This is a genomic window from Miniimonas sp. S16 (assembly GCF_057748195.1).
Genome location: NZ_CM173242.1, coordinates 2,103,562 through 2,125,845, shown reverse-complemented (window position 1 = coordinate 2,125,845; position 22,284 = coordinate 2,103,562). Strand labels below are relative to the sequence as shown.

Genomic DNA, 22,284 nt, shown 5'->3' with positions numbered 1-22,284 from the left:
GACAGTCGGCACCCGGCCGGCGGGCGCCTACCGGAGGACGCGTTCGGCGTCGAGCAGCTCCCACGACCCGTCGGCGCGGCGGCGCGTCACACCCTCGCGCTCCAGCCGGGCGAGGTACGCCGCCTGCCCGCGCTCGCCCCGACGCCGGAACAGCCGCATGAGGCGCGGCAGCGCGTTGGGCACGAGCAGCGCCGCCTTGACGAGCCACGCCTCGCTCGGCCGGGGGTAGACCTCGAGCCGCGGCGAGTCGAGCAGGCGCAGCATCGCGCGCGCGACGACGTCGGGCGACTGCGGAGGGTCCTGGAACTGCAGCGCGTTGCCGCCCTCGACCGCCTCCCGGCGCAGCATCCGGGTGTCCGTCGCCGACGGCAGCACCGACCCGGCGCGGATCCCCTTGTCCCGCAGGTCGAGGCCGATCGCGAGCATCGCGCCCCGCAGCCCGAACTTCGAGGCCGTGTAGATCGGGGTCTCGCCCAGGGGGAAGATGCCGCAGAGCGACACCGTCGTCACCACACGCGGATCCGCCGACGCCCGAAGCAGTGGCACGGCCAGCCGCGTGAGCACGAGCGGCGAGAGCAGGTTCACCTCGAGCTCGGTGCGGATGCTCGCGACCGACCGCTCGTCGAACCGTTCGCAGCTCGTCATCCCGACGTTGTTCACCAGCACGTCGATCCGGCCGTGGTCCTCCTCGATCCGGCCGATCAGCGCCCGCACCTGCGCCTCGTCGGTGAGGTCGCAGCCGTACCCGCGGTGCCCGACGCCGGGCAGCGCCTCGGCCGCGTCCTGCGCCGCCTCGCCGCGCACGTCGACCAGCACGAGCACCGCGCCGCGCTCGGCGGCGCGCGGCGCGAACGCCCGCGCGATCCCGCCCGCGCCACCGGTCACCACGATCACCCGGCCGCGGTGGTCGAACCCGCGCCGCGCGTTCACGCGCAGCCCGCCCTCGTCACCGCGCAGCCGGCCGCACGGCCCGCCGCGACCACCGCCGACGACGAGCCGACCTCGGCAGCCTCGCTCGCCGTCGGGCCCGCGTCGCCACGCGCGAAGCGCCCGCCGCGCCCGCTGGACGCCGCCGCACCCGCGGCCGGCGACGTGAGTGCCCAGCCCAGCATCCGGCTCACCCGGCGCAGGTAGCGCGTGTAGCCGTCGGAGTCGACGTACCCGGTGTGCCGTGGCGAGGAGTCGAACGTGAGGCCGGCGGACAGGTCGGGCCGGTCGGTGCGGATCATCGCGGCGAACCGCGCGGCCTGCGGCGTGCGGTGGGCGCGCCCGTCGAGGTAGGCGGCGATGAGGTGGGCCTGCTGGTCGTACAGCGTGAACGCGCCCGAGTTCGTCTCGATGTAGCCGACGCCGAACAGCCCCGTGTGCTCGCGCGAGGCGAAGTTGAGGTACAGCTCCGGGTGCTGCGCGTTGCCGAACAGGTCCTGCGCGACGGGCACCCGGTGCTCGTAGCCCGTGGCGAGCACCACGACGTCGAACTCCTCGCTCGTGCCGTCGGTGAACGTCACGGTGCGCCCGGCCGTGTCCGCGATGCCCGGTCGGGCCACGATGTCGCCGTGCTGGAGGTGGTGCAGCAGAAGCGAGTTCACGATCGGGTGGGTCGCGAACAGCTTGTGGTCCGGCTTCTGCAGGCCGAGCCGCTCGGTGTCCCCCACCAGCAGGCGCAGGAGCGGCTGGATCGCCGCGCGCTCCACCTGCTTGGGCAGGAACGAGCCCTTGCCGCCGACCACGTCCGAGGGCACCCCGAAGACGTGCTTGGGGATGAACCAGTAGCCGCGGCGCATCGAGATCGCGGCGTAGTCGGCGTTGCGCGCGGCGTCGCACGCGATGTCGCAGCCGGAGTTGCCGCCGCCGACGACGAGCACCAGCTGCCCCGCGAACTCCCGCGGGCTGCGGAACGTCTGGCTGTGCCGCACCTCGCCGTCGTACGTCCCGGGGAGCGCGGGCAGGCGCGGGTGCCACTGCGAGCCCGTCGACACCACCACGGCGCCATGCCGGGAGCTCGTGCCGTCGGTCCGCGTCACGACCCACGCGCTGCCGTCCCGCTCGACGCTCTCGACGCACACGCCGGTCTCCACGCGCTGGTCGAGGCCGTAGTGGGCCGCGAAGGCGCGCAGGTAGGCGAGCACGTGGTCGTGCCGCGGGTAGTCCGGGTAGCTCGCGGGCATCGGGCAGCCGCTGTAGCCCGACGTCGTGCGGCTGGAGATCAGGTGGGCCGACTCGTAGATCGGCCGCCCGGGTTGTCGATGTCCCAGACCCCGCCCACCCCCGTGTGCCGCTCGAGGTGGGTGTACTCGATGCCGCGCTCGGCGAGGGCTCGGGCCCCGGCGAGGCCGGCCGGACCGGCTCCGACGATGCAGACGGGAGACGACGTCACGGCGCTCCTTCGGCTCGCGAGGGCGCACCGGTGCGCCCTCATGCGTTCGGTCGGTGCCGCTTCCCCGCGGAACCGCTTCGATCCCCCCGCCAGCGATGCTAGGGGTCCGACGGCGAACCCGAGCGGTCCTGTCCTGCCAGGATCGGGGACCTCACCGGCCAGGGCGGCTGGCCGGTGTCCGATCTGAGCGGTCGCTGTGCGCGGGCTAGGTCACCCTGTGCGTCTGCTGGGCGCGCGACGACGAGCGCGGCATCCACGAGCGCGCACCTGCGAGCTCGCCCCCTACGAGCACGTCACCTCGCCGCCGGCAGGTAGCGCACCAGGTGGGGCGCGAGCGTCGCGGACGTCGGGCTGGGCGGAACGGCGGGGAGCATCCGGCCACTCTAGGTGGCTCACCATGTCCGGTCAGTGCACCCCGCGGACCCTCCCGAGCGCCACCGCTCCCCCCGCCGCGCACGCCGCGGCGAGCAGGAACAGCGGCCGGAAGCCGCCCGCCGCGGCCACGAGCAGCGCGCCGAGCAGCGGCGCCACGGCCTGCGGCACCGCGAGCGCGACGTTCATGATCCCCAGGTCCTTGCCGCGCGCGGCCGGGTCCCTGCGCCATCCAAACGCCGAGCCAGGCGAGGGCGAACGCGCCGATCCAGCCGCCGGTGACGCGGCGCGTGGGGTCGGCGAGCGACGCGACGCGGGCGCCGGCCACCGCCCCGACGACCACCATGTCCTTGCCGTCTGCGCCCATAGCGCCCCTTCGCCGTCGTGCACCGTGCTGTGCCGCCGTCGTGCACCCCCGTGCCGGCCCCACGCGCCGAGGCGTGCCCGGCGTCGCGCTGGGAGGACTGTAGGCGACCGCACGCCCCATCGGGCAGCGCCCCGACGCTGCCGTATCAGCGCGCCGGGCGGGCGCCTCATCGTCGTCGAGCTCGGATCGCCCGGGCGACGGCGACGCGGCCCGGGGAGGTCGCGCGTACGGAGGGAGCAGCGATGACGTGGTTGGGCTGGGAGAGCCTGGGCGGAGGCCTGAGCTCGGGACCGGCTGTCAGCTCGTGGTCGAGCGGACGGCTGGACGTGTTCGTGCGCGGGACGGACAACGCCCTGTGGCACAAGTGGTTCGCGGGCGGCTGGTCCGGCTGGGAGTCCCTCGGCGGAGTCCTCACCTCGGACCCCGCGGCCGTCTCGTGGAGCGACGGCCGCATCGACGTGTTCGTCCGGGGCACCGACAACGCCCTGTGGCACAAGTGGTTCGACGGCGGCTGGTCCGGCTGGGAGTCGCTCGGCGGGATCCTCACGTCAGGTCCCGCCGTCGCGTCGTGGGCGCACGGCCGGCTCGACGTGTTCGTCCGCGGGACAGACAACGCGCTGTGGCACAAGTGGTTCCGGCGTGGGACGTTCGGGATCGGCGGCGGCTGGAGCGGCTGGGAGTCGCTCGGCGGAGTCCTCACGTCCGACCCGGCGGCCGTCTCGTGGAGCGAGGGTCGGATCGACGTGTTCGTCCGCGGCACCGACAACGCCCTGTGGCACAAGTGGTTCGCGGGCGGCTGGAGCGGCTGGGAGTCCCTCGGCGGAGTTCTCACCTCAGGACCGGGCGTGTCCTCGTGGGCGCCGGGCCGGCTGGACGTCTTCGTCCGCGGGACCGACAACGCGATGTGGCACAAGTGGTTCCAGGCCGGCTGGTCCGGCTGGGAGTCGCTCGGCGGGGTCCTCACCTCCGACCCCGACGCCGTCTCGTGGGGGCCGAACCGGATCGACTCGTTCGTCCGGGGAACCGACGGTGCGCTGTGGCACAAGTGGTGGGCCCTCGTGCCCACGGTGCGGCTGCACGCGAAGATCGTCACGAACCCGAACGTGGCGCTCGCCACGAGCGTGGCCAACATGGTGAACGTGTATGCCACGCGCGGCATCCGCGTGCAGCTCGCCTCGGTGGAGTCGATCTCCGTGCCGGCGTCGCTCAACACGGTCGACGTCAACCCGTGCGTCCAGGGCAACGCGACGGCGGAGCAGCTCGCGCTCTTCGCGTTCCGCAACGGCGTGGGCTCGCTCGACGTCGCCGCGTACTTCGTGCAGGCGACGAACCCGCCGCTGAACGGTTGCGCGTCGCACCCGAACGGGCTGCCCAGCGTGGTCGTCGCCTCGGGGGCAAGCCAGTGGACGCTGGGGCACGAGGTCGGGCACGTGCTCGGCCTGCCGCACGTCAACGACAACAACCGGCTCATGACGGGCAACGGCACGTTCAACATCACCAACCCTCCGCCCGACCTCGTCGGGTCCGAAGGGGCGACGATGGACGCCAGCGCGTTCAGCCAGAACATCTGAGAATCCGGAGAGGTGGGAGAGATGACTGTGTCACTCCAGGACGTGCGGGCGCTGCTCGACGTCGACGAACCCGACTACGTGTTCGCGAGCCTGCTCGGCCCGGCCGCGCTGCCGCACCTGCACGAGCTCGTGACGACCGGGGAGCCCATGCTCGCCTCGAAGGCGGCCTACCTGGCCGGCCTCATCGAGGGGGGCGGCGAGGTGGTCGCGACCGCGGCCGCGAGCGAGGAACCGCTCGTGCGCATCGCGGCCGCTGGCACCGCGGTCAACCTGTCCGCGCACGAGGCCGAGCCGATCCTCGCCTCGCTCGTGGACGACGGCGAGCTCGGCGTCCGCGTCACGGCCGCCAAGGCGGTGCTCGCCGAGACCTCGGCGGTGTCGGCCGAGTCGGCACCGGCGCTCGTCGCGCGGGCCAACGAGGTCGGCGTCGAGCGCGAGCTCGAGCCGGTCGAGGTGCCCTCGCTCGAGGTCGCCTACCCGCACGGCGGGCCGCTCGGTGGTGCGCTCGGTGGCGCAGGCGACGGCGAGCCCGGTGGCGACGGCGCAGAGTCGTCGAGGGGTCCGGGTGGCATGCCCGAGGCCGCCGACGGCGTCGAGGACGTCTCGAGCGCGAGCAAGCTGTCGACGCAGGACGAGGAGGGCGGCGAGTCCGAGTGACTCCGACTGACTCGACTGATGCCGAGTGACTGGAGTGACTCCGAGTGACTCCGAAGCGGGAGGGGTCCGGTTCCGACCGGCCCCTCCCACTTCGCGAGGGCGTTACGACCCGTCCGCGAGGGCGTTGCGACGCGCGCGGCCCGCCCGCCCGCCCTACAGCCCGACCATCGCCATCCCGGCGTCGTTGTAGCGGTTCCCGGCGACGCCGACCGTGCGGGCGAGCGCGTTGAGGTCGGCGACCTCGTCCGCGGACAGGGCCAACGCCGTCGCCCCGTTGTTCTCCTCGATCCGGGCGAGTCGCCGCGTGCCGGGGATCGGCACGATCCACGGCTGCTGCGCGAGCAGCCATGCGAGGGCGACCTGCCCGGGCGAGGCGTCCTTCGCCGTCGCGAGCGTGCGGACGTGCTCGACGAGGCGCTCGTTGGCCGCGAGGTTCTCCGGCGCGAAGCGCGGCACGCGGGTGCGGATGTCACCCTCGGCGAAGGACGTCGAGGTGTCGACCGTGCCGGTCAGGAACCCCTTCCCGAGCGGGCTGAACGGGACGAACCCGATCCCGAGCTCGGCGAGCGTCGGCAGGATCTCGGCCTCGGGGTCGCGCGTCCACAGCGAGTACTCGCTCTGCAGCGCCGTGACGGGGTGCACGGCGTGCGCGCGACGGATCGTGCCGGCGCCCGCCTCCGAGAGCCCGAAGTGGCGGACCTTGCCTTCGGCAACGAGCTCGCCCACCGTCCCGGCGACGTCCTCGATCGGCACCTGCGGGTCGACGCGGTGCTGGTAGAAGAGGTCGATGACGTCGGTGCGCAGTCGCCGCAGCGACTCCTCCGCCACCGCACGGATCCGCTCGGGGCGGCTGTCCGGGCGGGGGAAGGAGCCGTCGGGCTGGATGTCCCAGCCGAACTTGGTGGCCAGCACGACCTGGTCGCGCAACGGCTCGAGCGCCTCGCCGACGAGCTCCTCGTTGACGTACGGGCCGTAGACCTCGGCGGTGTCGAAGAACGTGACGCCGCGCTCGACGGCGCCGCGCAGCACCGCGATCATCTCCTCGCGCGGTCCGGGGTTCGGTCCGTAGCTCATCGACATGCCCATGCAGCCGAGGCCGAGCGCCGAGACCTCCAGGCCGTTGCCGGGTCCGAGTCCGCGGCCGAGTGTGCGGGTGTGCATGGCGGGGCCTCCAGTCCTCGCCGCGCCGGTCGCGCGGCCCGCCGCCGACGCTACGACGCGCACCCTCGGCGAGACAGGGACGCTCAGTACACCCCAGCGACGGGTGACGCGCCCGCGCGTTCGACCCGTCGTCTCGGGGCCGACGGCGTGTGGGGCCGCTCGCCATGGGCCTGCGAGGGACGCGGCCCCGGCTCCGGCGCGGACGGCGTCTGGGCGGCCACTGCGTGACGAGGAAGCGACTCACCATCACGCCAGAGCGACTCACCATCACGCCAGAGCGACTCACCGTCACGCCAGAGCGACTCACCGTCACGCCAGAGCGACTCACCCACCCGCTCGCGCGACGCCCTCGCGCATCGACGCAGGTCAGAGACCTGCTGCCGGCGGACCAGTCGTGGCGAGTCGCTCTCGCGCCAAGCAGAGTCGCTCTCCCGTCCCGCAGAGTCGCTCTCGCGTCAGGCGGCGGGTACCCGACGCCGCAGTCGCCGGTCCCGTCAGCGACCCGGCGCCGCAGGCGGAGCGCCCAGCCGGCCCCAAGGCGGTCGACGCGCTGCTTCGTGCCCGGCCCGGGGACGCTCGGCGTAGCCTCGAGCCAGTCGGCCGACGCCCGAGGGCCGCCCCGATCACCGCGACGGCGCGACGGCGCGACCACGCCCGACCCGCCGCCCCGACCCACCTCGCCCACCGACCACGCCAGCACCGCCCCCGGACCGCACAAGGAGCCCCATGAACAGCACCGACGTCCTCGCCGACGCGTTCGGCCGGATCCCCGACCTGCTCGCCCGCGCGCTCGACGGGCTCGACGGCGAGGACGGTCACGCCGTCCTGACCCGACGCGTCGACCCGGCAGCCAACACGCTCGCGTGGCTCGCCTGGCACACCGGCCGTGAGCAGGACGCGCAGCTCGCCACGCTCGCCGGCACGCCCGAGGTGTGGGTGAGCGACGGCTGGGCCGCTCGCGCCGCGCTCCCCTTCCCCGACTCCGAGATGGGCTACGGCCACACCGCCGAGCAGGTCGCGCTCGTCGACGTGCCCGTCGACCTCCTGCTCGGCTACGCCGACGCCGTGCACCGCGCCGCGCGCACCTATCTCGACCTGCTCACCGACGAGGACCTCGACGTCGTGGTCGACGACTCCTGGGACCCGCCCGTGACGCTCGGGGTGCGCCTCGTGAGCGTCGTCGGCGACGCGCTCGAGCACGCCGGTCAGGCGGCGTTCCTGCGCGGCGTCCTCGACCGCACCGCCTGATCTGGCACCTCACCAGCCACCATGCGCCTGTTCGTCGCCCTCCGCGTCCCCGACGCCGCGCGCAAGCACCTCGAGGAGTTCCTCGAGCCGCGACTCGACGCGTTCCCCGTGCGGTGGACGCCACCCGAGCACTGGCACCTCACGCTCGCCTTCGTCGCCGACGCACCCGAGCGCACGCTCGACGCGCTGAGCGAGAACCTGCGCTCCGCCGTCGGGCGTCACCGCGCGCTGCCGACCCGCCTCGCCGGCGCGGGCGCGTTCCCCGACCCGTTCGCCGCCCGCGTCCTGTGGCTGGCACCCGAGCTGGACGACGGCGAGCGCCACGAGCTCCTTCGACTCGCCACCGCGTGCCGCACGGCGGCAGCGACGGCGGGGATCGCCGTCGACGGCGCCCGGTTCGTGCCTCACCTCACGCTCGCACGCACGCCGCGGCCGACGCCCGCGCACCGCTGGCTCCAGGTGATGGAGACCTACTCCGGCCCGGCGTGGACGGCGACCGAGGTCGAGCTGGTCGCCTCGCACCTGGGCGAGGCGCGGCGCAACGCCCGTCGACACGAGGTGCTGGAGCGCTTCCCGCTCGGGCCGTCGGCCGGCTGAGCCGGCACGACTCGTCCCAGCCGCCGCTACCCCCGAGCCAGCCCGACCCCACCGGGCGTCGAGCCACTCCCGACCCCCGCTGACCCCACCCGCGCCTGGGTCGGCCGCCGGCTGCTCGACCCGCTTCTTGACCCGCGTGCGGTTTCGCCTTGTGAGAAGTGCCGCACACCCTTGGAACAAGACACCCGGCCCTCTACGTTATGACGGGCGAAGGGAAGGTGAGGCATGCCTCAGAGGCGGCGTGGCAAGGTCGAGTTCGAGAACGAGCGCGGCGAGCTGGTCAGGTACCTGGAGCACGAGAACGGTGGCGGGTTCGTCTCGCCGCAGGCGCACGTGCCCGCGGACGCCGTGGTCGCTCGCGGTGCGTTCGTCGAGGCGGGCGCCGTGATGGCGCCCGGATCGCGGCTCGGGGTCGGCAGCTGGCTCGACTCCGGCGCGGTGCTCGGCGTCGGCGCGGAGGTCCGCGGCTCGGTGCACGTCGGACCCGGCGTGCGAGTCGGCGACGGCGCGCGGATCGGCAGCCGGGTGAAGATCGGCGCGAACGCGGTGATCGCCGCGGGCGTCCGGATCCCCGACGACGAGCGCATCGACGACGGGGCCCGCGTGGATCAGGAGTCCTTCACCACCGCTGCGTGATCCGCCGCGACCTCACGACAGCCGAGCGATGCTCGCTCAGTCGACGGCACCCAGCAGGGTCGCGCGCTCCTCGTCCGTGAGGTTCGTGGTCACGAGGTGCCCCCCGAGCCCGTGCACCCGCTCGACCAGCCGGTCCAGGTCCGCGCCGTCCGTCACCGCGAAGAGCGCCGACGACCCGGGCGTGATCGACTCCCGGATGCGTTCGAGGTCCTCCTTGCGGATCCCGACGCCGTTGAGCGCCCCGGCGCTGCCGCCGATCGCCGCACCGGCGGCCGCGCCCAGCAGCGGGGCGAAGAAGAGCAGGTCGAACAGGAAGCCCCAGGCGGCGCCCCAGCCGGCGCCGCGCCCGGCGTCCTGACGGCGGTGGTGGGTCTCGGGGCGCTCGTCGCCCTGGGCCCACGAGACGGTGGTGCTGTCGTGGATGGTCACGAGGCCCTCGCCGGCGGCGGAGCGCAGGATGTCCTCGGCCTCCTGGGCGCGGGCGGGGTCGTCGTACTTCCAGACGGTGAACGTGGTCACGGGCTCTACTCCTCCGACGGTGCAGGGGTGCGGGACGCCGCATGGTCCCGCCCGCCACCCACGCCCACGGCGGTGAACGTGCGAGGGCCCGACGGCGAGCGTCCGTCGGTCGGTACGCTCGCCGTCCCGCACGTGACCCCACGGGCAGGCCAGCGCCGGTCGGTCTTCGCCGGACCGGCTCACTCGCCTGGCCCGGCGGCATCGCTGGCCGGGCGGCCCGGTCAGGCGGGCTGCGCCGCCTCGGCGTCGGCGAGGCCGTCGAACCCCGCCAGCCGCACGGTCCACTCGACCGTGCGCTCGGTGAGGTTGCCGCCCGAGGCGCGCTCGCCGTCGACCATCGCGCGGTAGAGCGCGAAGGTGCGCGCGGAGTAGGTGCCGAGCTCGCCGCGCAGGTAGGTCTCGAACGAGGTGTCGGTGCGGGTGTCCTGCGAGGTGCGCAGCAGGCGCATCCCGGCGCCGAGGAGCGGATACCTCTCGCGGAACTCCGCGGCCCAGCGCACCTGCACCGCGATGACGGCTTCCTGCGTGGCGCGGCGGGCCTCGCTGAGCACGGGCAGGTGCGGCGCGAGGTCGCGGGCGTAGCGCGCGGGCGAGGTGGACGCCATCATCCGGGCGTACTTCTCGGTCACGAGGTTGCGGCCGACGGCGTCGGCGTCGTCGAGGTCGTCCGCGTAGCTGCGCTGCAGCGCCTCGGGCCACGTGAGCACCTGCGCCAGGCGCATCTCGCGGAACGTGCGCCAGTCGTCCTGGCACGAGGCGCGCCCGCCCTCGTTCTGGGTGCGCTGGAACTGGGCCCACTCGTGCGCGACGACGGCGTCGGCGAGCTCGCCACTCACGCCACTCACGCCACTCACGCCACTCACGCCACTCACGCCAGCCTCCGACACCGCTCGTCCACGATCAGCTCCTCGACGTACGGACGTTGCCACTCCAGGAACGGCGCGTCGCTGCGCGTGAGCCCGCGCGCGAGGAGCTCGGCCACGATCTCGCCGCACATCGCCTCGATCACCGCCACCAGGCGCTCGCGCGCCGCCGTCGAGCTGGTCGAACCGGTCGAGCCGGTCGTGCCGGCCGCCCCGGGGAAGCACGCCGCCGAGGCGAGGCGCAGCACCTCCTCGAGGTGGTCCACCGTCGCCGGCAGCCGCGACCCCAGCCGCGCGCGCAGGCGCCGCAGCGCCGCGAACTGCCACTTGTAGTACGGGAGATACCCCACGGACGTCGGCTTGTGCAGGAGGAAGACGAGCGACGCCGTCGCGCGCGTCAGCTCGCCGATCGCGAGCCAGGCGGCCGCGCCGTCGCCGCGCGCGAGCATCCGCGGGACGTTGTACTGCCCGGCCTGGGCGATCATCCCGAGCCGACGCGAGACGAGGGTGAGCCGGACGTCGTTCGGCATGCGCCGGAACCGCCCGCGCACCCCGCTGAAGGCGCCGAACGGATCGGCGAAGACCGCGCCGTTGGTCGCGGCGGCGAGCGTGGCCTCCTCGAGCAGGAGCCACTCGTGCGGGCGGTCGACGGCGGGCGCGTCCGGATACCCGGTCAGCGAGGCGTAGAAGGCGCCGATCTCGAAGACGCCCACGCGACGCCCGGCGCCCTGCGCGCGGCGGGTCTGCACGTCCGCGCGGGCCGGGAAGCCGGCGAACGCGCCGGGCAGGGCCTCGTAGTCCGCCTGCAGCGCGGCGCCGATCCGCGCGTGGTCCTCCGCGGTGAGCCAGAGGCAGAACCCCGGGCCGAAGTCGTGGTCGCGCGAGGCCTCGTCGTCAAACCCGTAGCACTCCGACCCGTGCCCCACGAGCCCGACCGCGATCCGGCCCCGCTCCTCGGGGTACCCGGCCAGCAGCTCCCGGCCGTACGCCTCCCAGTACGCGCGGGCGAGGTCGAGGCCGCGCGTCACCGGCGACGAGCCAGCCGACGACGGCGAACCCGCCCCCGCGGGCCGGCCCGCCCCGGGCGTGGGTCGGGTAGGCGGCGAGCTCGTCGACGAGCCCGTCCCTTCACCGGCAGCCGACCCAGCGGGTCGGCCCACCTCGCTCCCGGCCCCGGTCGGGACGTTGCCGACCGCCACATCCGCGGCGGCGCGCACCTTGGCACCGGGGTGGGTCGCGGCTCTGCTGGTGCGCCCTGTCCGGCGATCGCCGACGCCGGCGTCTGACCCGGCCTGCGTACCGCCTTCGTCCTGGGCGCCGGCGCGGGCGAGCAACGCCTCCGCCTCGGCAAGGTTTCCGGCCGTCACGACCGCGGCGTCCGACTGTGCCCCGAAGCACGCCCGCACGGTCGCGAGGGCTGTGCGATACCCGTCGACGGCCTCGGCGTAGCGCCCGGCGCGCACGTCGAGACCCGCGGCGGCCGCGAGGGCGGCGGCGTAGTGCGGGTCGTCGGTGCGCCCGAGGCGCTCGTAGGTCGCGACGGCGAGCCGGGCGTGCCGGACGGCCTCCTCGGCGTCGGCGGGGTCACCCGTCGCGGCGAGGGCCAGCGCGAGGTTCCCGTGCGTGGCGGCGAGCTCGCCGTCGGGCTCGGCGTCGGGCGCGGTTCCGTTCCCGGCCGCAAGCAGCGCGAGCGCGGCGCGCAGCTCGCGCACCGCCCCCGCGCGGTCGCCGGCGTCCCCGAGGGCCATCGAGAGGTTGTTGTGCAGCGCGGCGATGCGCCGGTCGCCGGGCGGATACGCGGCGCTCGCTGCTGCGAGTGCCTCACGGTAGGTCGCGAGCGCGGCCTCGGTGCGCCCTGCCGCGCGCTGCGCCGTCGCGACGTTGACGAGCGTCGTCGCGCGGGCCTCGGCGCCCGCCGGTCCGAGCCGGTCGGCCAGCTCGTCCGCGAGCAGGCGAGCCTCGTCCGCGACGGCGAGCGAGGCCTCGTGCGCGCTCGTCACCCGAAGCAGGCCGAGGAGCTCGTTGAGCACCGTGAGCCGCGCGGGATCGTCGCCGAGTCGCATCGCCTGGGCGAGCGCGTCCCGCAGGTGCGCCTCGGCGCGCTCGGGACCCGCCTGGGCTGCGAGCAGCGAGTCCAGGTCGCGCAGCACGCGGGCGACGTCGAGCGTCCCGGTCATGTCGTCCCCTCCCCACACGTCGCAGGTGCGGCGCGCGCCGTCCGGTCGCGCACGTCATGCCGGGTCGTGCTTGCCGTGCCGATCACGCCGTCCACGCCGGTCGTGCTGGCGGTGCCGATCACGCCGTCGTGCTTGCCGTGCCCGTCGTCCCGAGCGCGCCGGCCGTGCCCGATCGCGGACAGTCCGCGACATCTCGACCCTGCCGCACCGCGACCGCCACGGCACGGGACCTAGGTACCGCGAGGGCGTGACGAGGCGCACGCTCGGAGGCAGGATCGTGGCATGGCGAGCTACGAGGTGAACGACGCGGCCGTGACTCACTGCCGGAAGCTGATCGCGGCCCATCGGTACGTGGTCGACAGCGACTGGGGCGACGCCCAGCCCGACGCCGAGCGAGAGAACACCTACCTCGAACGTCACTCCTGGGTGGAGTACGGCGCGTGGCACCTCGGCCTCACCGAGGGTGCGAGCGACGAGACCAAGGCGCGGTACGCCTTCGTCCTCGGCGACTTCAGCCGCATCCACCGCTCGGCGCTCATCGCGTGCGTCTACCGAGCCGCCGAGTGGCAACACAAGGCGGTCGAGCTCGCCGCGCACGACCTTCTGCAGGAGCTGGACGCCGCGATCGAGGGCTGACCTCGGTCGCAGTGGCCGGCGCTCCGGCATCGGTCCCGCTGACCTCGGTCGCAGTGGCCGCCACCTCGGCATCGGCCGCGCTGACCTCGGTCGCCGTAGCCGCCACCCCGGCATCGGGCGCGCTGAACCCGGTCGCCGTAGCCGCCACCCCGCTGACGACCGCGCATCTCTTTGGCCCGCACCAGCGCCCTCGTCGCGTCGTGGCTGGCGCCCACCCGTCCCGTTCCCGGAGCGCGCACATCATCGTCACGCGCGCACGTGCCTTCAGCCGCGCTCTCACCACAGAGCAACAGGGCCGTTAGGAGAGGGTTCTTCGGGACGACCTCCGTCTCGTTCGCCGCTAGGAATGGCTCCGCCACGAGCCGCTCTACCGCCGGGCAGACCTGCACCCCGCTCACCGCCGGGCAGACCTCCACCCCGCTCACCGCCAGGCGAGCCTCCACCCGGAGCCGCGCCGCTGGGCAGACCTCGACCTCGATCATCGATGGGCAGGGCTCCGCCTGGAGCCGCGTCGCCACCGTCACCAGCGCCGCCACCGCCTCGACCGGCGCCGGGTCCTCGTGTGGGCAGAACTCTCCCCTCACCCGTCGGTCGGGGTCTGGGGACGAGGAGCTCGTCGTCCAGGCGGGTGGTGGTCCCGATCGTGTGCCCTTCGGCGGTGGTGAAGGTGAACCCGCCCCGGACCTTGGTGATGGTGGTGTGCTCGCGGTGGACGCGGTGGTGATGCTCGCGACACAACGTCACGGCGTTCACCAGGGACGTGTCACCACCCTGGTTCCACTCGATCACGTGATGCACCTCGCACCACGCCGCCCTCAGGGTGCATCCGGGCCACTGGCAGTGCCGGTCCCGCACCAGCACCGCGCGGCGCAGGTCCCCCGTGTAGGTGCGCTGCGTGCGCCCCACGTCCAGTGGTTCACCCTCGGGGTCGAGGACAACGCGCTGCCACATCGCGTCACACGCCACCACGTCCAACGCCGCGAACGGCACCAGCGTCCCGTCCATCAGCTCCGCCAACACCGGCTCACGTTCGAGCCCCGACCGGGCGTAGGCCTCCGACAACCCCGACCCCGACCCCGCCGACCGCGACCCCGCCGAGCCAGTCGTCGCGCCAGGACCGCCGGAGCGGCCGAAGGCATCCGACCGTGATGCCGCTGCGGCAGCATCGCCGTCTGCCGCGCAGGAGTAGGTGCGGCGCAGGTGGTGCAGGAGGAGCCAGGTGTCCTGACGGACCAGGATGCTCAGGTGGGGTCGGACCTGCGCGCCGGCCCTGTCCACCCCGACCCCCAGGGCACGGTCGGCGAGCAGGACGAGCGCGTCCGCGCGACGCTGATCCGGGTTGCGCTCATCCCCGTCCGCCGGCACCGGGGTGACCGCGTCCAGGGCGGTGCGCAGCGTCGCCGCCGACAACACATCCAACGCCCCCTCCACCCGCACGACCTCACCCCGCGCGGTCAGGCGGAGGAACCGCGCCTTGCGCGCAGCCTCATAGGACGCGTCGGTCTTCTCCGCCTCCAGGGCGGCGGCCTGACCCTGCAGCTCCCGCCGCAGCACCGGCACCGCCACACTCTTGGCCCGTGCCACGATCTCCACCTCACGCCCCGCAAGGCGCTCCCGCGTCGAAGGGTCGACCCCGGCCAGGACGGTCGCAACGACCTGGATATGCCCGTCGGTCACCTCACCCCGCCCCGCGGCGTCCCGCAACCGGGGCAGCAGCTCCAGAATCTCCCCGGCCTGCTCCTCACCCCGAGCCACCCCCACACCCTGGCGGGAGGCCTCCGCCCGCCACCGCGTGAAGTGTCCCGCGTCAAGTAGTTGGCAGGGTTTCTTCGATTTCGAAGTTGGGTGTGGTGGGGTCGGCGGTTCCGGCGTAGACCTCGGCGGGTCGGTTCCAGGCGATCGCTTCGTGCGGGCGGACGTGGTTGTAGTCGTGCCGGTAAGCGTTCACGTGCTCGACGAGCTGAAGGCCGTCGTCGATCTCTTCCCGGAACAGCCACTCGTATTTCATCGTCCCGAACCCGCGTTCGCGAGACCCGTTCTGCCCCGGCGTGCGGACCCTCGTGCGCACGTGCCGCAGCTCGGGGTGGGTGGCGATGAACGCTTCGAACGTGAACGACCGGAACGGGCCACCGTTATCGGTCACGATCGTCAAGACGGGCAAGATCTCCCCGGTCTGCTCCTCGACCTGGCAGTCGTCGATCAGCGGGTGGCCGAGCAGCGTCTCCGCCTCAGCGAGGGCGAGCTCGACCGCGGCGACGGCGTCGTGCATGTTCGCGGTCGGGGACACGTGCGCGTCGAACTCATACTTCGCCCAGTAGTCCCGGCACGACGCGATCCGCCACGTCCCGCCGGTCGTGGTCTCGTACTCGGAGAAGTCGAGCTGCCAGACCTGGTTCGGGCCCGTCGGTTCCTTCGCGAACGCGGCCTTGCGCCTCTCGGCGAGGCGGCGACGTTCCCGCTGGTAGTTCGCGCCCAGGATCAAGCCCTCGTCCCGCAGCAGCCGCAGCACGGTCGCCTGGGAAACCGGGTGCCCGTCGTGACGTGTCATCGCCCAGACCTTCCGGTGCCCCCACGCCGGATGCGCTTTCGCGTGGCCGACGACGGCGTCGCGGACCGCGTCACGGGTCGGCTGGGGCCACGGCCCCTTCGGCGGCCGATCAGTGCGAGCCTTGGCCTGCCAGCGCCGCCACGTCCGTTCGGGCATGTCGATGAGATCGCAGAACCTCGACGTCGACATGCCCGCCTCGGTGCGGATCACCTCGAGGTCCTCGAAGGGCCCAGACGACCCTCGGCGCTCTTCTTCCACACCCGGATCTCGACCGCGGCCTCACCGAGAGCCTGGGTGAGTTCGGCCACCTCATCCTCAAGCTGCTGCTCGCGGGACGTGGGCTTGGACTTGCCTGCCTCGATGCCGGCCTTGCCGCCCTCGAGGAACTGGCGTTTCCAGTTCCCGATCGCCTGCTCGGACACCTTCTCGCGACGGGCAGCCTCGGCGATCGAGATCTCGCCTTGGAGCACGCTCAACACGATGCGGATCTTCTTCTCCGCCGGAATCACCGGGGGACGACTCATAACTCTCAGACCTTCCAGTAGGGGCGTTGCCTCAGCAACTAACAACCCCTGCCACTAAGTCTGACGCGCGACAGAAGTCCCCCACCCGACGACCCGCCGGAGTCCGCCGCCACGACCCCGAGAACCGCACCACCCCCGCCACCTCAGCCCGCGCCACCCCCAGGACCGTGGCGACCTCATCCAGCACCCCGAGAACCTCCACCGCCGCCGCACCCACCGCTGCAGCGCCGACACCCGGATCAGCCGCCGCAGCCGCACGCGCCACACCAGCCGCGGCGACGACCTCACCCACCACCACCCGCAACCGCGACACACACTCAGACAGACCCGACGCACCCGGCACCGGCGTGGGCAGCGGCAGCGGGGACGCCGGCGACGGCACCGGCGGAGGCGTCGTGACGAGCGAGGGCCGCTGGGCGCGGGAGGACTCGGGCGCGAGGGACGGGGCCGGCACTGCGGTGGGCCGCCCACCGCTCGGCGCCACAACCATCGACATCGACGCCCCCGCCGACGCCCGCGCGGGCGAACGGCGCGGCCCACGACCAACACCAACCGGCTCTGCCGCCACTCCGCTCACCCCCTCGTCAGCCAACCCCACGCGAATCGAACGCGTGTACCTAGAGTAAATCCGAGCACCGACAAACGCACCCCCCACTACGCACCTGTGGACATGGCGACACCCCACCGGCCTGGGGACAGCTGAGCAAGGTCGACGCGACGACAAGCAGCGCCCTCACGCCCAGGACGAAACCAATCGAGGTCGCTTGCCGCACCCTTGCGGTGCCACGGGACGCACGAGGCGACGTCGTCGGGAGCCTCACCGTTCGCCGTCGTCCGTTTGCTTGCTCAGCCGGCCTCCCCGCTCAGCCGCCCTCCCCGCTCCGCCGGCCTCCCTGCTCAGCCTGCCTCCCCGCTCAGCCACTCTCGCTCAGCCCAGCCCTGCTCAGCCCCCCACCGCCCGCCGCACCAGTGCGCGGAGGCGCTGCTCGACGTCGTCCGTGATCTCGGGGACGGCGTACGACGCCGGCCACATCTCGCCGTCGTCCAGCGCCGCGACGTCGTTGAAGCCGATCGTCGAGTAGCGCGTGTCGAACTTGCTCGCCGGCTGCAGGAACGTGAGCACCTTGTCGTCCTTGGCGTAGGCGGGCATGCCGTACCAGGTGCGGGGCGCGAGGTCGGGCGCCTCGGACCTGACGATGTCGTGGAACCGCGTCGCGAGGGTGCGGTCGGGCTGCGGCAGCGCCTCGAGGGCGTCGATGAGGGCCTGCGCCTCGCGCTCGCGCTTGGCCGCACCCTTGCCGCCGGTGGCCTGGGCCTTCAGCTCGGCGGCGCGCTCCTTCATCGCGGCGCGCTCGGCAGCGCTGAACGTGTCACCGGATCCGGTGCGGGTGTCAGCCACGGTGCTCGTCTCCTTCGGCCGTGTCGGACGCTTCGCCCGTGGCGGCCGTGGCGGCCGTGTCGACGCCACCAGCCGCCCCAGCCGTGCCCACCTCCTGCAGCCGGATGAGGTTCCCGGCCGGGTCGCGGAACGCGGCGTCGCGCACGCCGTAGTCCTGGTCGATCGGCTCCTGGACCACGTCGGCCCCCGCGGCCACGATGCGCTCGAACGCGGCGTCGAGGTCGGGCGTCGCGAGGTTGACGCCGAAGTAGCTGCCCTTGGCGATGAGGCGGAGCAGGAGCTCCTTCTCCTCCTCGGTGACGTCGTAGCCGACGCCGGGCGGATGCAGCACGATCGCCGTGTCGGGCTGGTCGGGCGGCCCGACGGTGATCCAGCGCATGTCCCCGTACCCGACGTCGAGGCGCACCTCGAAGCCGAGCACGTCGCGGTAGAAGGCGAGCGAGGCCTCAGGGTCGAGCTGCGGCAGGAAGCTCGAGTGGATCGAGATGGTGGTCATGCGGACACGCTAGGTCTGCGCCTCGGCGGGGCGCTTCTCGATTCCTGACCGATCACCTGACCAACCACCCGACCGATCACCTCACCGGCCTCCGGACCGGCCTGGTGACCTGCCGCACCACGCACGGCGGCATCCCCGGCAGCGGGTCGGCGCCGCGCTCGCGGTACACACGCGGAGCCACCCCGACGAGCTCCTTGAACCGGGTGCTGAACGTGCCGAGAGACGAGCAGCCGACGGCGAAGCACACCTCGGTCACGGACAGCTCGGTCGTGCGCAGCAGCGTCATCGCCCGTTCGATCCGCCGAGTCATGAGATAGGAGTAGGGCGACTCCCCGTACGCCGCCTTGAACTGCCGGCTCAGGTGCCCGGCGGACAGGTGCACGTCGCGCGCGAGCGACACGGCGTCGAGCGGCTGGTCGAACTCCCGGTCCATCCGGTCCTTGACGCGGCGCAGCAGCACGAGCGTGCCGAGGTCGGGGCCGCGTGACACCAGATCGCCCTGGTCAGCCCAGCGCCGTCAGCAGGTCCGCGACGAGAGGCACCGAGCGGTCGTCCGCGGCCGGGGTGAACCCCATCCGCACCACCACGAGGTCGGCCGACGGCACCACGTAGACGGACTGCCCGTCGTGCCCGCTCATCCAGTACGCATCGGCGGGCAGCTCGGGGTAGCGCAGCGTGCCGTCGGCCAGCTGGTTCACCCACCAGCCGAGGCCGTACCCGTCCTCCTGGCCGTCGACGTCCGTGTCGACCACGGACTCCGCCACCCACCCCTCGGGCAGCAGCCGCTGGCCGTTCCACACGCCGTCGTCGAGCACGAGCTGCCCCACGGCGGCCCAGTCGCGCGGCGTGCCCCAGCCGTACGAGGCGCACACCGGTGTGCCCACGCCGTCGGGCTCGAGCACCATGGTGGACAGCCCGAGCGGCGCGAACAGCTCCTGGCGCGGGAAGTCGGCACCGCCGTGGTCCGGGGCGATCACTGAGCAGAGCAGCGTGATCGAGCCGCTCGAGTACTGCTGGTACGTCCCCGGCTCGTGCGCGAGCGGCAGCGACGCGACGTACGAGCCCATGTCCGGCTCGAGATACAGCATGCGCGTGATCGGCGTGCCGAGGTCGTACGTCTCGTCCCACCGCAGTCCGCTCGTCATGTCGAGCAGCTGACGCACCGTGATGTCGGCCCGCTCGTCCGTCCACTCCGGCCGGAGGTGATCCTGATCGAGGGTGAGCTCGCCGTCGTGCACGAGGCGCCCGACCAGGAGGTTGGTGAGGCTCTTCGACATCGACCAGCCCAGCTGCGGGGTGTCGGCGGTGAAGCCGTCGGCGTAGCGCTCGGCCACGAGCTCGCCGCCCTGCAGCACCACCACGCCGCGCGTGCCGAGCGCGGTGCGCGCCTCGCCGTCGAGGTCGACGCCGAACGCGGCGTCCAGCGCGACCGTCACCTCGGGCGAGGCGTCCGGCGCCGACGGGAGGGCCGACGTCGAGAACGGGTTCGCGGCGTCGCTCACCTCGGTCGGGGTCGGGAGGACGGGGGCCGCGTCGGCGAGCGTGCAGCCGAAGCCGGGCGTGAACCACGCGCGCTGGCGGGCCAGGACGCCGAGCACCGAGCCGGAGGCGCCGTCGTCGGTCACGCTCGAGCGCAGCACGGGTACGAGGGGGTTCGGCGGGAGGTCGGTCTCGGGATCGTCGCGGCCGGCGACATGCGTGACCGCGCACGCGTTGTGCGCGGCATACCCGGTCCCGGTCAGCAGCAGCGGTCGCTGCCACCAGTACGCGCCGACGACGGCGAGCACCACGACACCCAGCACCACCAGCACGATCCACCTCGACCTGCGCACGCGCAGACTCTAAGCGACGCCTCGACGTCGCCTGTCGGTGCCCCGGCGTAGCGTCTGCGGCGTTCGCACGTCCCCAGCGAAGGAGACCGCCATGCGCGTTCTACAGACCGTCGTCGCGTTCGACGCGCCGGACCTCGAGGCCGAGAGCACGTTCTGGGCCGCACTGCTCGGTGGGACCGCCGAGGTGGAGGACGAGAACTGGCACATCGTGTCGGTCGACGGCGAGGCGAAGGTCTGCTTCCAGCTCGCCCCGGACCACGTGCGCCCGCAGTGGCCCGACGGTCCGCAGCGGCAGCAAGCGCACCTCGACGTGTACGTCGACGACCTCGCCGAGGCGGATGCGTTCGTGCTCGCGCGCGGCGCCTCGTTGCTCAAGGCCAGCGACGATCCGACGGCGAGCGAGGGCTTCCAGGTCTACGCCGACCCCGCGGGGCACCCGTTCTGCCTCTGCTGGGGCTGAGCGACGCCGTGAGCACACCCGCCGCCGCGCTCCGCGCCGCCCTGGCCGGCGCGCTCCTCGTCAACGCAGTGCCGCACGGCGTCGCCGCCGTCCAGGGCAGACCGTTTCCGAGCCCGTTCGCCGATCCGCCCGGCGTCGGGCTGTCGCCGCCACCGGTCAACCTCGCCTGGAGCGCGGTCAACGCGTTGGCGGGCGCGACGCTCCTGCGCCGCTCGGCCGGCACGACGGCGGAGCGCACCTCCGCGGTCGTCGGCGGCCTCGCCATGGGTGCGGTTCTCGCGTTCCACTTCGGCAGCGTCCAGGCGGGCGGGACGGGTCTGCGCGGGCTGGGCCGCTGACCTCTGGGTCCGTTGTCGGCGCGGTTCGCGCGCTCGGGGCAGGAAGGGCACACCCCCTCGACCCGGGCGACGAGATCGAGCCTCGCCCCGCCGCTACACCGCCCATGTCACGTCGTGGAGCTCAAAGGGGGGCACTCGTCAGCCCAATCCCGAAAGTCCGCAAATGGTCCGTGGACGAGTGCGCCCCCCGCTCGGTAGTAGAGCGCACGACCCGGTTCGGGGATCGACTCGAACACCGCAGTCGCGATCATGCCGAGCTCCGGAGCGAAGTAGGCGCCGGCGAGCGGAGCATCCTCGAGGTCGGCTACGACCACGCCGTTCAGGTCGACGCTGAAACCGGGTGCTGGGTCACGTACCGGGACGAGCAGGACATCGCCGTTGAACGGCTCCAGCGGGGCAAAGGAGGCACCATCGAACACGTCTCTGAAGTCGTCGGACGGCGCAACACGCACCTTCTCGACGGTGTACCCGCAGGTCGCGACCGCGATCCACAGATCACCCGATCCGTCCGAGACGAGCGCGATCACAGGCGACTTGGGCTGCTCCCGGTACACCTCGGGGACACACGCGGTACACACGAGAACGGCGCACGCCGCCACGGCGAGCACCGCTCGTCGGCCCCCGGTCGACCAACTCTGCACGCGTCATCCCCCGTTCCCGGAGCCGGCCCGCTTCGCGAGGCAGGGCATCGTCGCCCGGGTCGGAGCGTCGCAGCATTCTGCGAATGCGTCCAGGGACCTGTCCGACCACGGTCAGCGCGGCAGGCGGGCGCGCACGCCGTCGACCACGAAGCCGAGTGCCGTGGCGAACCGCTCGTCGCCGGGGGCCAGCATCGGGGCGCTCGCGGCCGCGGTGAGCGGGTGCCGCTCGGCGTCGACGAAGGCGCGGCGCGCCTCCGGGTCGTACGCGCCCGACTCCCCCGAGTCGCGGTGCTGCTCCTCGATGACGAACCCGACGGTCAGGTCGGCGACGGCCTGCAGGGCGGTCACCGCCACGCCGAGATCCAGCCCCGCCGCCGTCATCGCCCGCAGGGGCGCCTCCATCGCGGTCGCCGGCCCGACGTCGCGCAGGCGGCGGCCCGCGTAGAGCCGGCCTCCGTCGCGGTGGGACAGCAGCACCGTGCGGATCCGATGGCCGGCCGCCGTCAGCATCGCCGGCCAGTTGGCGTCGAGCGCCAGCGATCCGGCGACGTCCGCGCCTCCCTCACCGTCCCCCTCGCCTCCGCCTTCGCCGGCCTCGCCGCCGCCGGCGGCCTCGCCGTCATGGAGGCCGGCGCCTGTCCCCGTACCCGCGGGCGACTCCGCCGGCAGGGCGATCTCACACGCCATCGCCGTCGCCATCTCGTCGTACAGCGTCGTCATGTCCTCGACGTGGTGGTAGAGCGCGCCGGCCCGCACGCCGAGCTCGTCCGCGACGGCCCGGGCCGTCACTCCTGCCAGGCCCGCCCGCTCGAGCACCACGAACGCGGCCTCGACGATCCGTGCCCGCGTGACCGTTCCCCGCACC

General features: G+C 73.4%; 25 protein-coding genes. 8 read left to right on the top strand and 17 right to left on the bottom strand.

Annotated elements, in window-relative coordinates:
* Positions 1-27: 27 nt before the first annotated feature.
* The 4 genes from AC3AQ1_RS09330 to AC3AQ1_RS09315 all read right to left on the bottom strand — a co-directional run bounded on the left by AC3AQ1_RS09330 (position 28) and on the right by AC3AQ1_RS09315 (position 2,938).
* Positions 28-930: an SDR family NAD(P)-dependent oxidoreductase gene (locus AC3AQ1_RS09330; protein WP_108718752.1), complete on the bottom strand. Its 903-nt coding sequence runs from the start codon at positions 928-930 to the stop codon at positions 28-30.
* A complete protein-coding gene (locus tag AC3AQ1_RS09325; RefSeq protein ID WP_234417947.1) occupies positions 927-2,207 on the bottom strand; it encodes a flavin-containing monooxygenase in 1,281 nt (426 codons plus the stop codon). Before AC3AQ1_RS09325 ends, AC3AQ1_RS09330 begins: the two co-directional genes overlap by 4 nt.
* Positions 2,207-2,377 (bottom strand): NAD(P)-binding protein, encoded by a 171-nt coding sequence (locus tag AC3AQ1_RS09320; protein WP_234417946.1) that lies wholly within the window; start codon positions 2,375-2,377, stop codon positions 2,207-2,209. Before AC3AQ1_RS09320 ends, AC3AQ1_RS09325 begins: the two co-directional genes overlap by 1 nt.
* A gap of 405 nt (positions 2,378-2,782) precedes the next feature.
* Positions 2,783-2,938: a hypothetical protein gene (locus AC3AQ1_RS09315; RefSeq protein ID WP_180359692.1), complete on the bottom strand. Its 156-nt coding sequence runs from the start codon at positions 2,936-2,938 to the stop codon at positions 2,783-2,785.
* 420 nt (positions 2,939-3,358) lie between these two features.
* Between AC3AQ1_RS09315 and AC3AQ1_RS09310 the strand changes: the two genes are divergently transcribed.
* Positions 3,359-4,687 (top strand): DUF8189 domain-containing protein, encoded by a 1,329-nt coding sequence (locus tag AC3AQ1_RS09310; RefSeq protein WP_108718751.1) that lies wholly within the window; start codon positions 3,359-3,361, stop codon positions 4,685-4,687.
* A gap of 21 nt (positions 4,688-4,708) precedes the next feature.
* Positions 4,709-5,344 (top strand): HEAT repeat domain-containing protein, encoded by a 636-nt coding sequence (locus AC3AQ1_RS09305; protein ID WP_108718750.1) that lies wholly within the window; start codon positions 4,709-4,711, stop codon positions 5,342-5,344.
* A gap of 153 nt (positions 5,345-5,497) precedes the next feature.
* Here AC3AQ1_RS09305 and AC3AQ1_RS09300 read toward each other — a convergent pair whose 3' ends face one another.
* A complete protein-coding gene (locus AC3AQ1_RS09300) occupies positions 5,498-6,505 on the bottom strand; it encodes an aldo/keto reductase (RefSeq protein WP_108718749.1) in 1,008 nt (335 codons plus the stop codon).
* A gap of 726 nt (positions 6,506-7,231) precedes the next feature.
* On the opposite strand from AC3AQ1_RS09300, the gene AC3AQ1_RS09295 reads away from it, so the two are divergent.
* From AC3AQ1_RS09295 to AC3AQ1_RS09285, 3 genes are all read left to right on the top strand, one after another.
* The gene (locus AC3AQ1_RS09295; protein ID WP_108718748.1) at positions 7,232-7,753 is read left to right on the top strand and encodes a mycothiol transferase; all 522 of its coding nucleotides are present in this window, start codon (positions 7,232-7,234) and stop codon (positions 7,751-7,753) included.
* A gap of 21 nt (positions 7,754-7,774) precedes the next feature.
* Positions 7,775-8,350, top strand: coding sequence for an RNA 2',3'-cyclic phosphodiesterase (thpR, locus tag AC3AQ1_RS09290; protein ID WP_108718747.1), 576 nt, complete (start codon positions 7,775-7,777; stop codon positions 8,348-8,350).
* Between the two features lie 225 nt (positions 8,351-8,575).
* Positions 8,576-8,986, top strand: a complete 411-nt coding sequence (locus AC3AQ1_RS09285; protein WP_108718746.1) for an LbetaH domain-containing protein — start codon at positions 8,576-8,578, stop codon at positions 8,984-8,986.
* 36 nt (positions 8,987-9,022) lie between these two features.
* Here the strand turns inward: AC3AQ1_RS09285 and AC3AQ1_RS09280 are convergent, their stop codons facing one another.
* From AC3AQ1_RS09280 to AC3AQ1_RS09270, 3 genes are all read right to left on the bottom strand, one after another.
* Positions 9,023-9,505 (bottom strand): DUF1269 domain-containing protein, encoded by a 483-nt coding sequence (locus AC3AQ1_RS09280; protein WP_108718745.1) that lies wholly within the window; start codon positions 9,503-9,505, stop codon positions 9,023-9,025.
* Between the two features lie 221 nt (positions 9,506-9,726).
* On the bottom strand, positions 9,727-10,350 hold the full coding sequence (locus AC3AQ1_RS09275; protein ID WP_199916447.1) for a DUF4125 family protein: 624 nt from the start codon (positions 10,348-10,350) through the stop codon (positions 9,727-9,729).
* Between the two features lie 23 nt (positions 10,351-10,373).
* On the bottom strand, positions 10,374-12,545 hold the full coding sequence (locus AC3AQ1_RS09270; RefSeq protein ID WP_108718743.1) for a DUF4037 domain-containing protein: 2,172 nt from the start codon (positions 12,543-12,545) through the stop codon (positions 10,374-10,376).
* Positions 12,546-12,827: 282 nt separating this feature from the next.
* Here AC3AQ1_RS09270 and AC3AQ1_RS09265 point away from each other — a divergent pair, with 282 nt between their 5' ends.
* A complete protein-coding gene (locus AC3AQ1_RS09265) occupies positions 12,828-13,181 on the top strand; it encodes a hypothetical protein (protein WP_108718742.1) in 354 nt (117 codons plus the stop codon).
* Positions 13,182-13,457: 276 nt separating this feature from the next.
* On the opposite strand, the gene AC3AQ1_RS09260 is transcribed toward AC3AQ1_RS09265, so the two are convergent.
* The 7 genes from AC3AQ1_RS09260 to AC3AQ1_RS09230 form a co-directional block, all read right to left on the bottom strand.
* Positions 13,458-14,936, bottom strand: coding sequence for an HNH endonuclease (locus AC3AQ1_RS09260; RefSeq protein WP_159096473.1), 1,479 nt, complete (start codon positions 14,934-14,936; stop codon positions 13,458-13,460).
* A 52-nt stretch (positions 14,937-14,988) separates the two neighbouring features.
* Positions 14,989-15,729 (bottom strand): transposase, encoded by a 741-nt coding sequence (locus AC3AQ1_RS09255; RefSeq protein ID WP_488301214.1) that lies wholly within the window; start codon positions 15,727-15,729, stop codon positions 14,989-14,991.
* A gap of 206 nt (positions 15,730-15,935) precedes the next feature.
* Positions 15,936-16,253, bottom strand: a complete 318-nt coding sequence (locus AC3AQ1_RS09250) for a transposase (RefSeq protein ID WP_108718713.1) — start codon at positions 16,251-16,253, stop codon at positions 15,936-15,938.
* Between the two features lie 943 nt (positions 16,254-17,196).
* A complete protein-coding gene (locus AC3AQ1_RS09245) occupies positions 17,197-17,652 on the bottom strand; it encodes an iron chaperone (RefSeq protein ID WP_199916446.1) in 456 nt (151 codons plus the stop codon).
* Positions 17,645-18,148 (bottom strand): VOC family protein, encoded by a 504-nt coding sequence (locus AC3AQ1_RS09240; RefSeq protein ID WP_108718740.1) that lies wholly within the window; start codon positions 18,146-18,148, stop codon positions 17,645-17,647. The genes AC3AQ1_RS09245 and AC3AQ1_RS09240 overlap by 8 nt, the downstream gene beginning before the upstream one ends.
* 76 nt (positions 18,149-18,224) lie before the next feature.
* Positions 18,225-18,581 carry a helix-turn-helix transcriptional regulator gene (locus tag AC3AQ1_RS09235; RefSeq protein ID WP_108720111.1) on the bottom strand — a complete coding sequence of 119 codons (357 nt, stop codon included), beginning with the start codon at positions 18,579-18,581 and terminating at the stop codon, positions 18,225-18,227.
* 70 nt (positions 18,582-18,651) lie between these two features.
* A complete protein-coding gene (locus AC3AQ1_RS09230; RefSeq protein WP_108718739.1) occupies positions 18,652-19,980 on the bottom strand; it encodes a serine hydrolase domain-containing protein in 1,329 nt (442 codons plus the stop codon).
* Between the two features lie 91 nt (positions 19,981-20,071).
* Between AC3AQ1_RS09230 and AC3AQ1_RS09225 the strand changes: the two genes are divergently transcribed.
* Both AC3AQ1_RS09225 and AC3AQ1_RS09220 read left to right on the top strand, forming a co-directional pair.
* The gene (locus AC3AQ1_RS09225) at positions 20,072-20,440 is read left to right on the top strand and encodes a VOC family protein (protein WP_108718738.1); all 369 of its coding nucleotides are present in this window, start codon (positions 20,072-20,074) and stop codon (positions 20,438-20,440) included.
* An 8-nt stretch (positions 20,441-20,448) separates the two neighbouring features.
* The gene (locus tag AC3AQ1_RS09220; RefSeq protein ID WP_108718737.1) at positions 20,449-20,778 is read left to right on the top strand and encodes a hypothetical protein; all 330 of its coding nucleotides are present in this window, start codon (positions 20,449-20,451) and stop codon (positions 20,776-20,778) included.
* 107 nt (positions 20,779-20,885) lie between these two features.
* Here AC3AQ1_RS09220 and AC3AQ1_RS09215 read toward each other — a convergent pair whose 3' ends face one another.
* Together AC3AQ1_RS09215 and AC3AQ1_RS09210 are read right to left on the bottom strand one after the other, a co-directional pair.
* Entirely contained in the window at positions 20,886-21,386 is a 501-nt protein-coding gene (locus tag AC3AQ1_RS09215; RefSeq protein ID WP_108718736.1) for a hypothetical protein, read from the bottom strand.
* 144 nt (positions 21,387-21,530) lie between these two features.
* Entirely contained in the window at positions 21,531-22,283 is a 753-nt protein-coding gene (locus tag AC3AQ1_RS09210) for a TetR/AcrR family transcriptional regulator (protein WP_108718735.1), read from the bottom strand.
* Position 22,284: the final 1 nt, after the last annotated feature.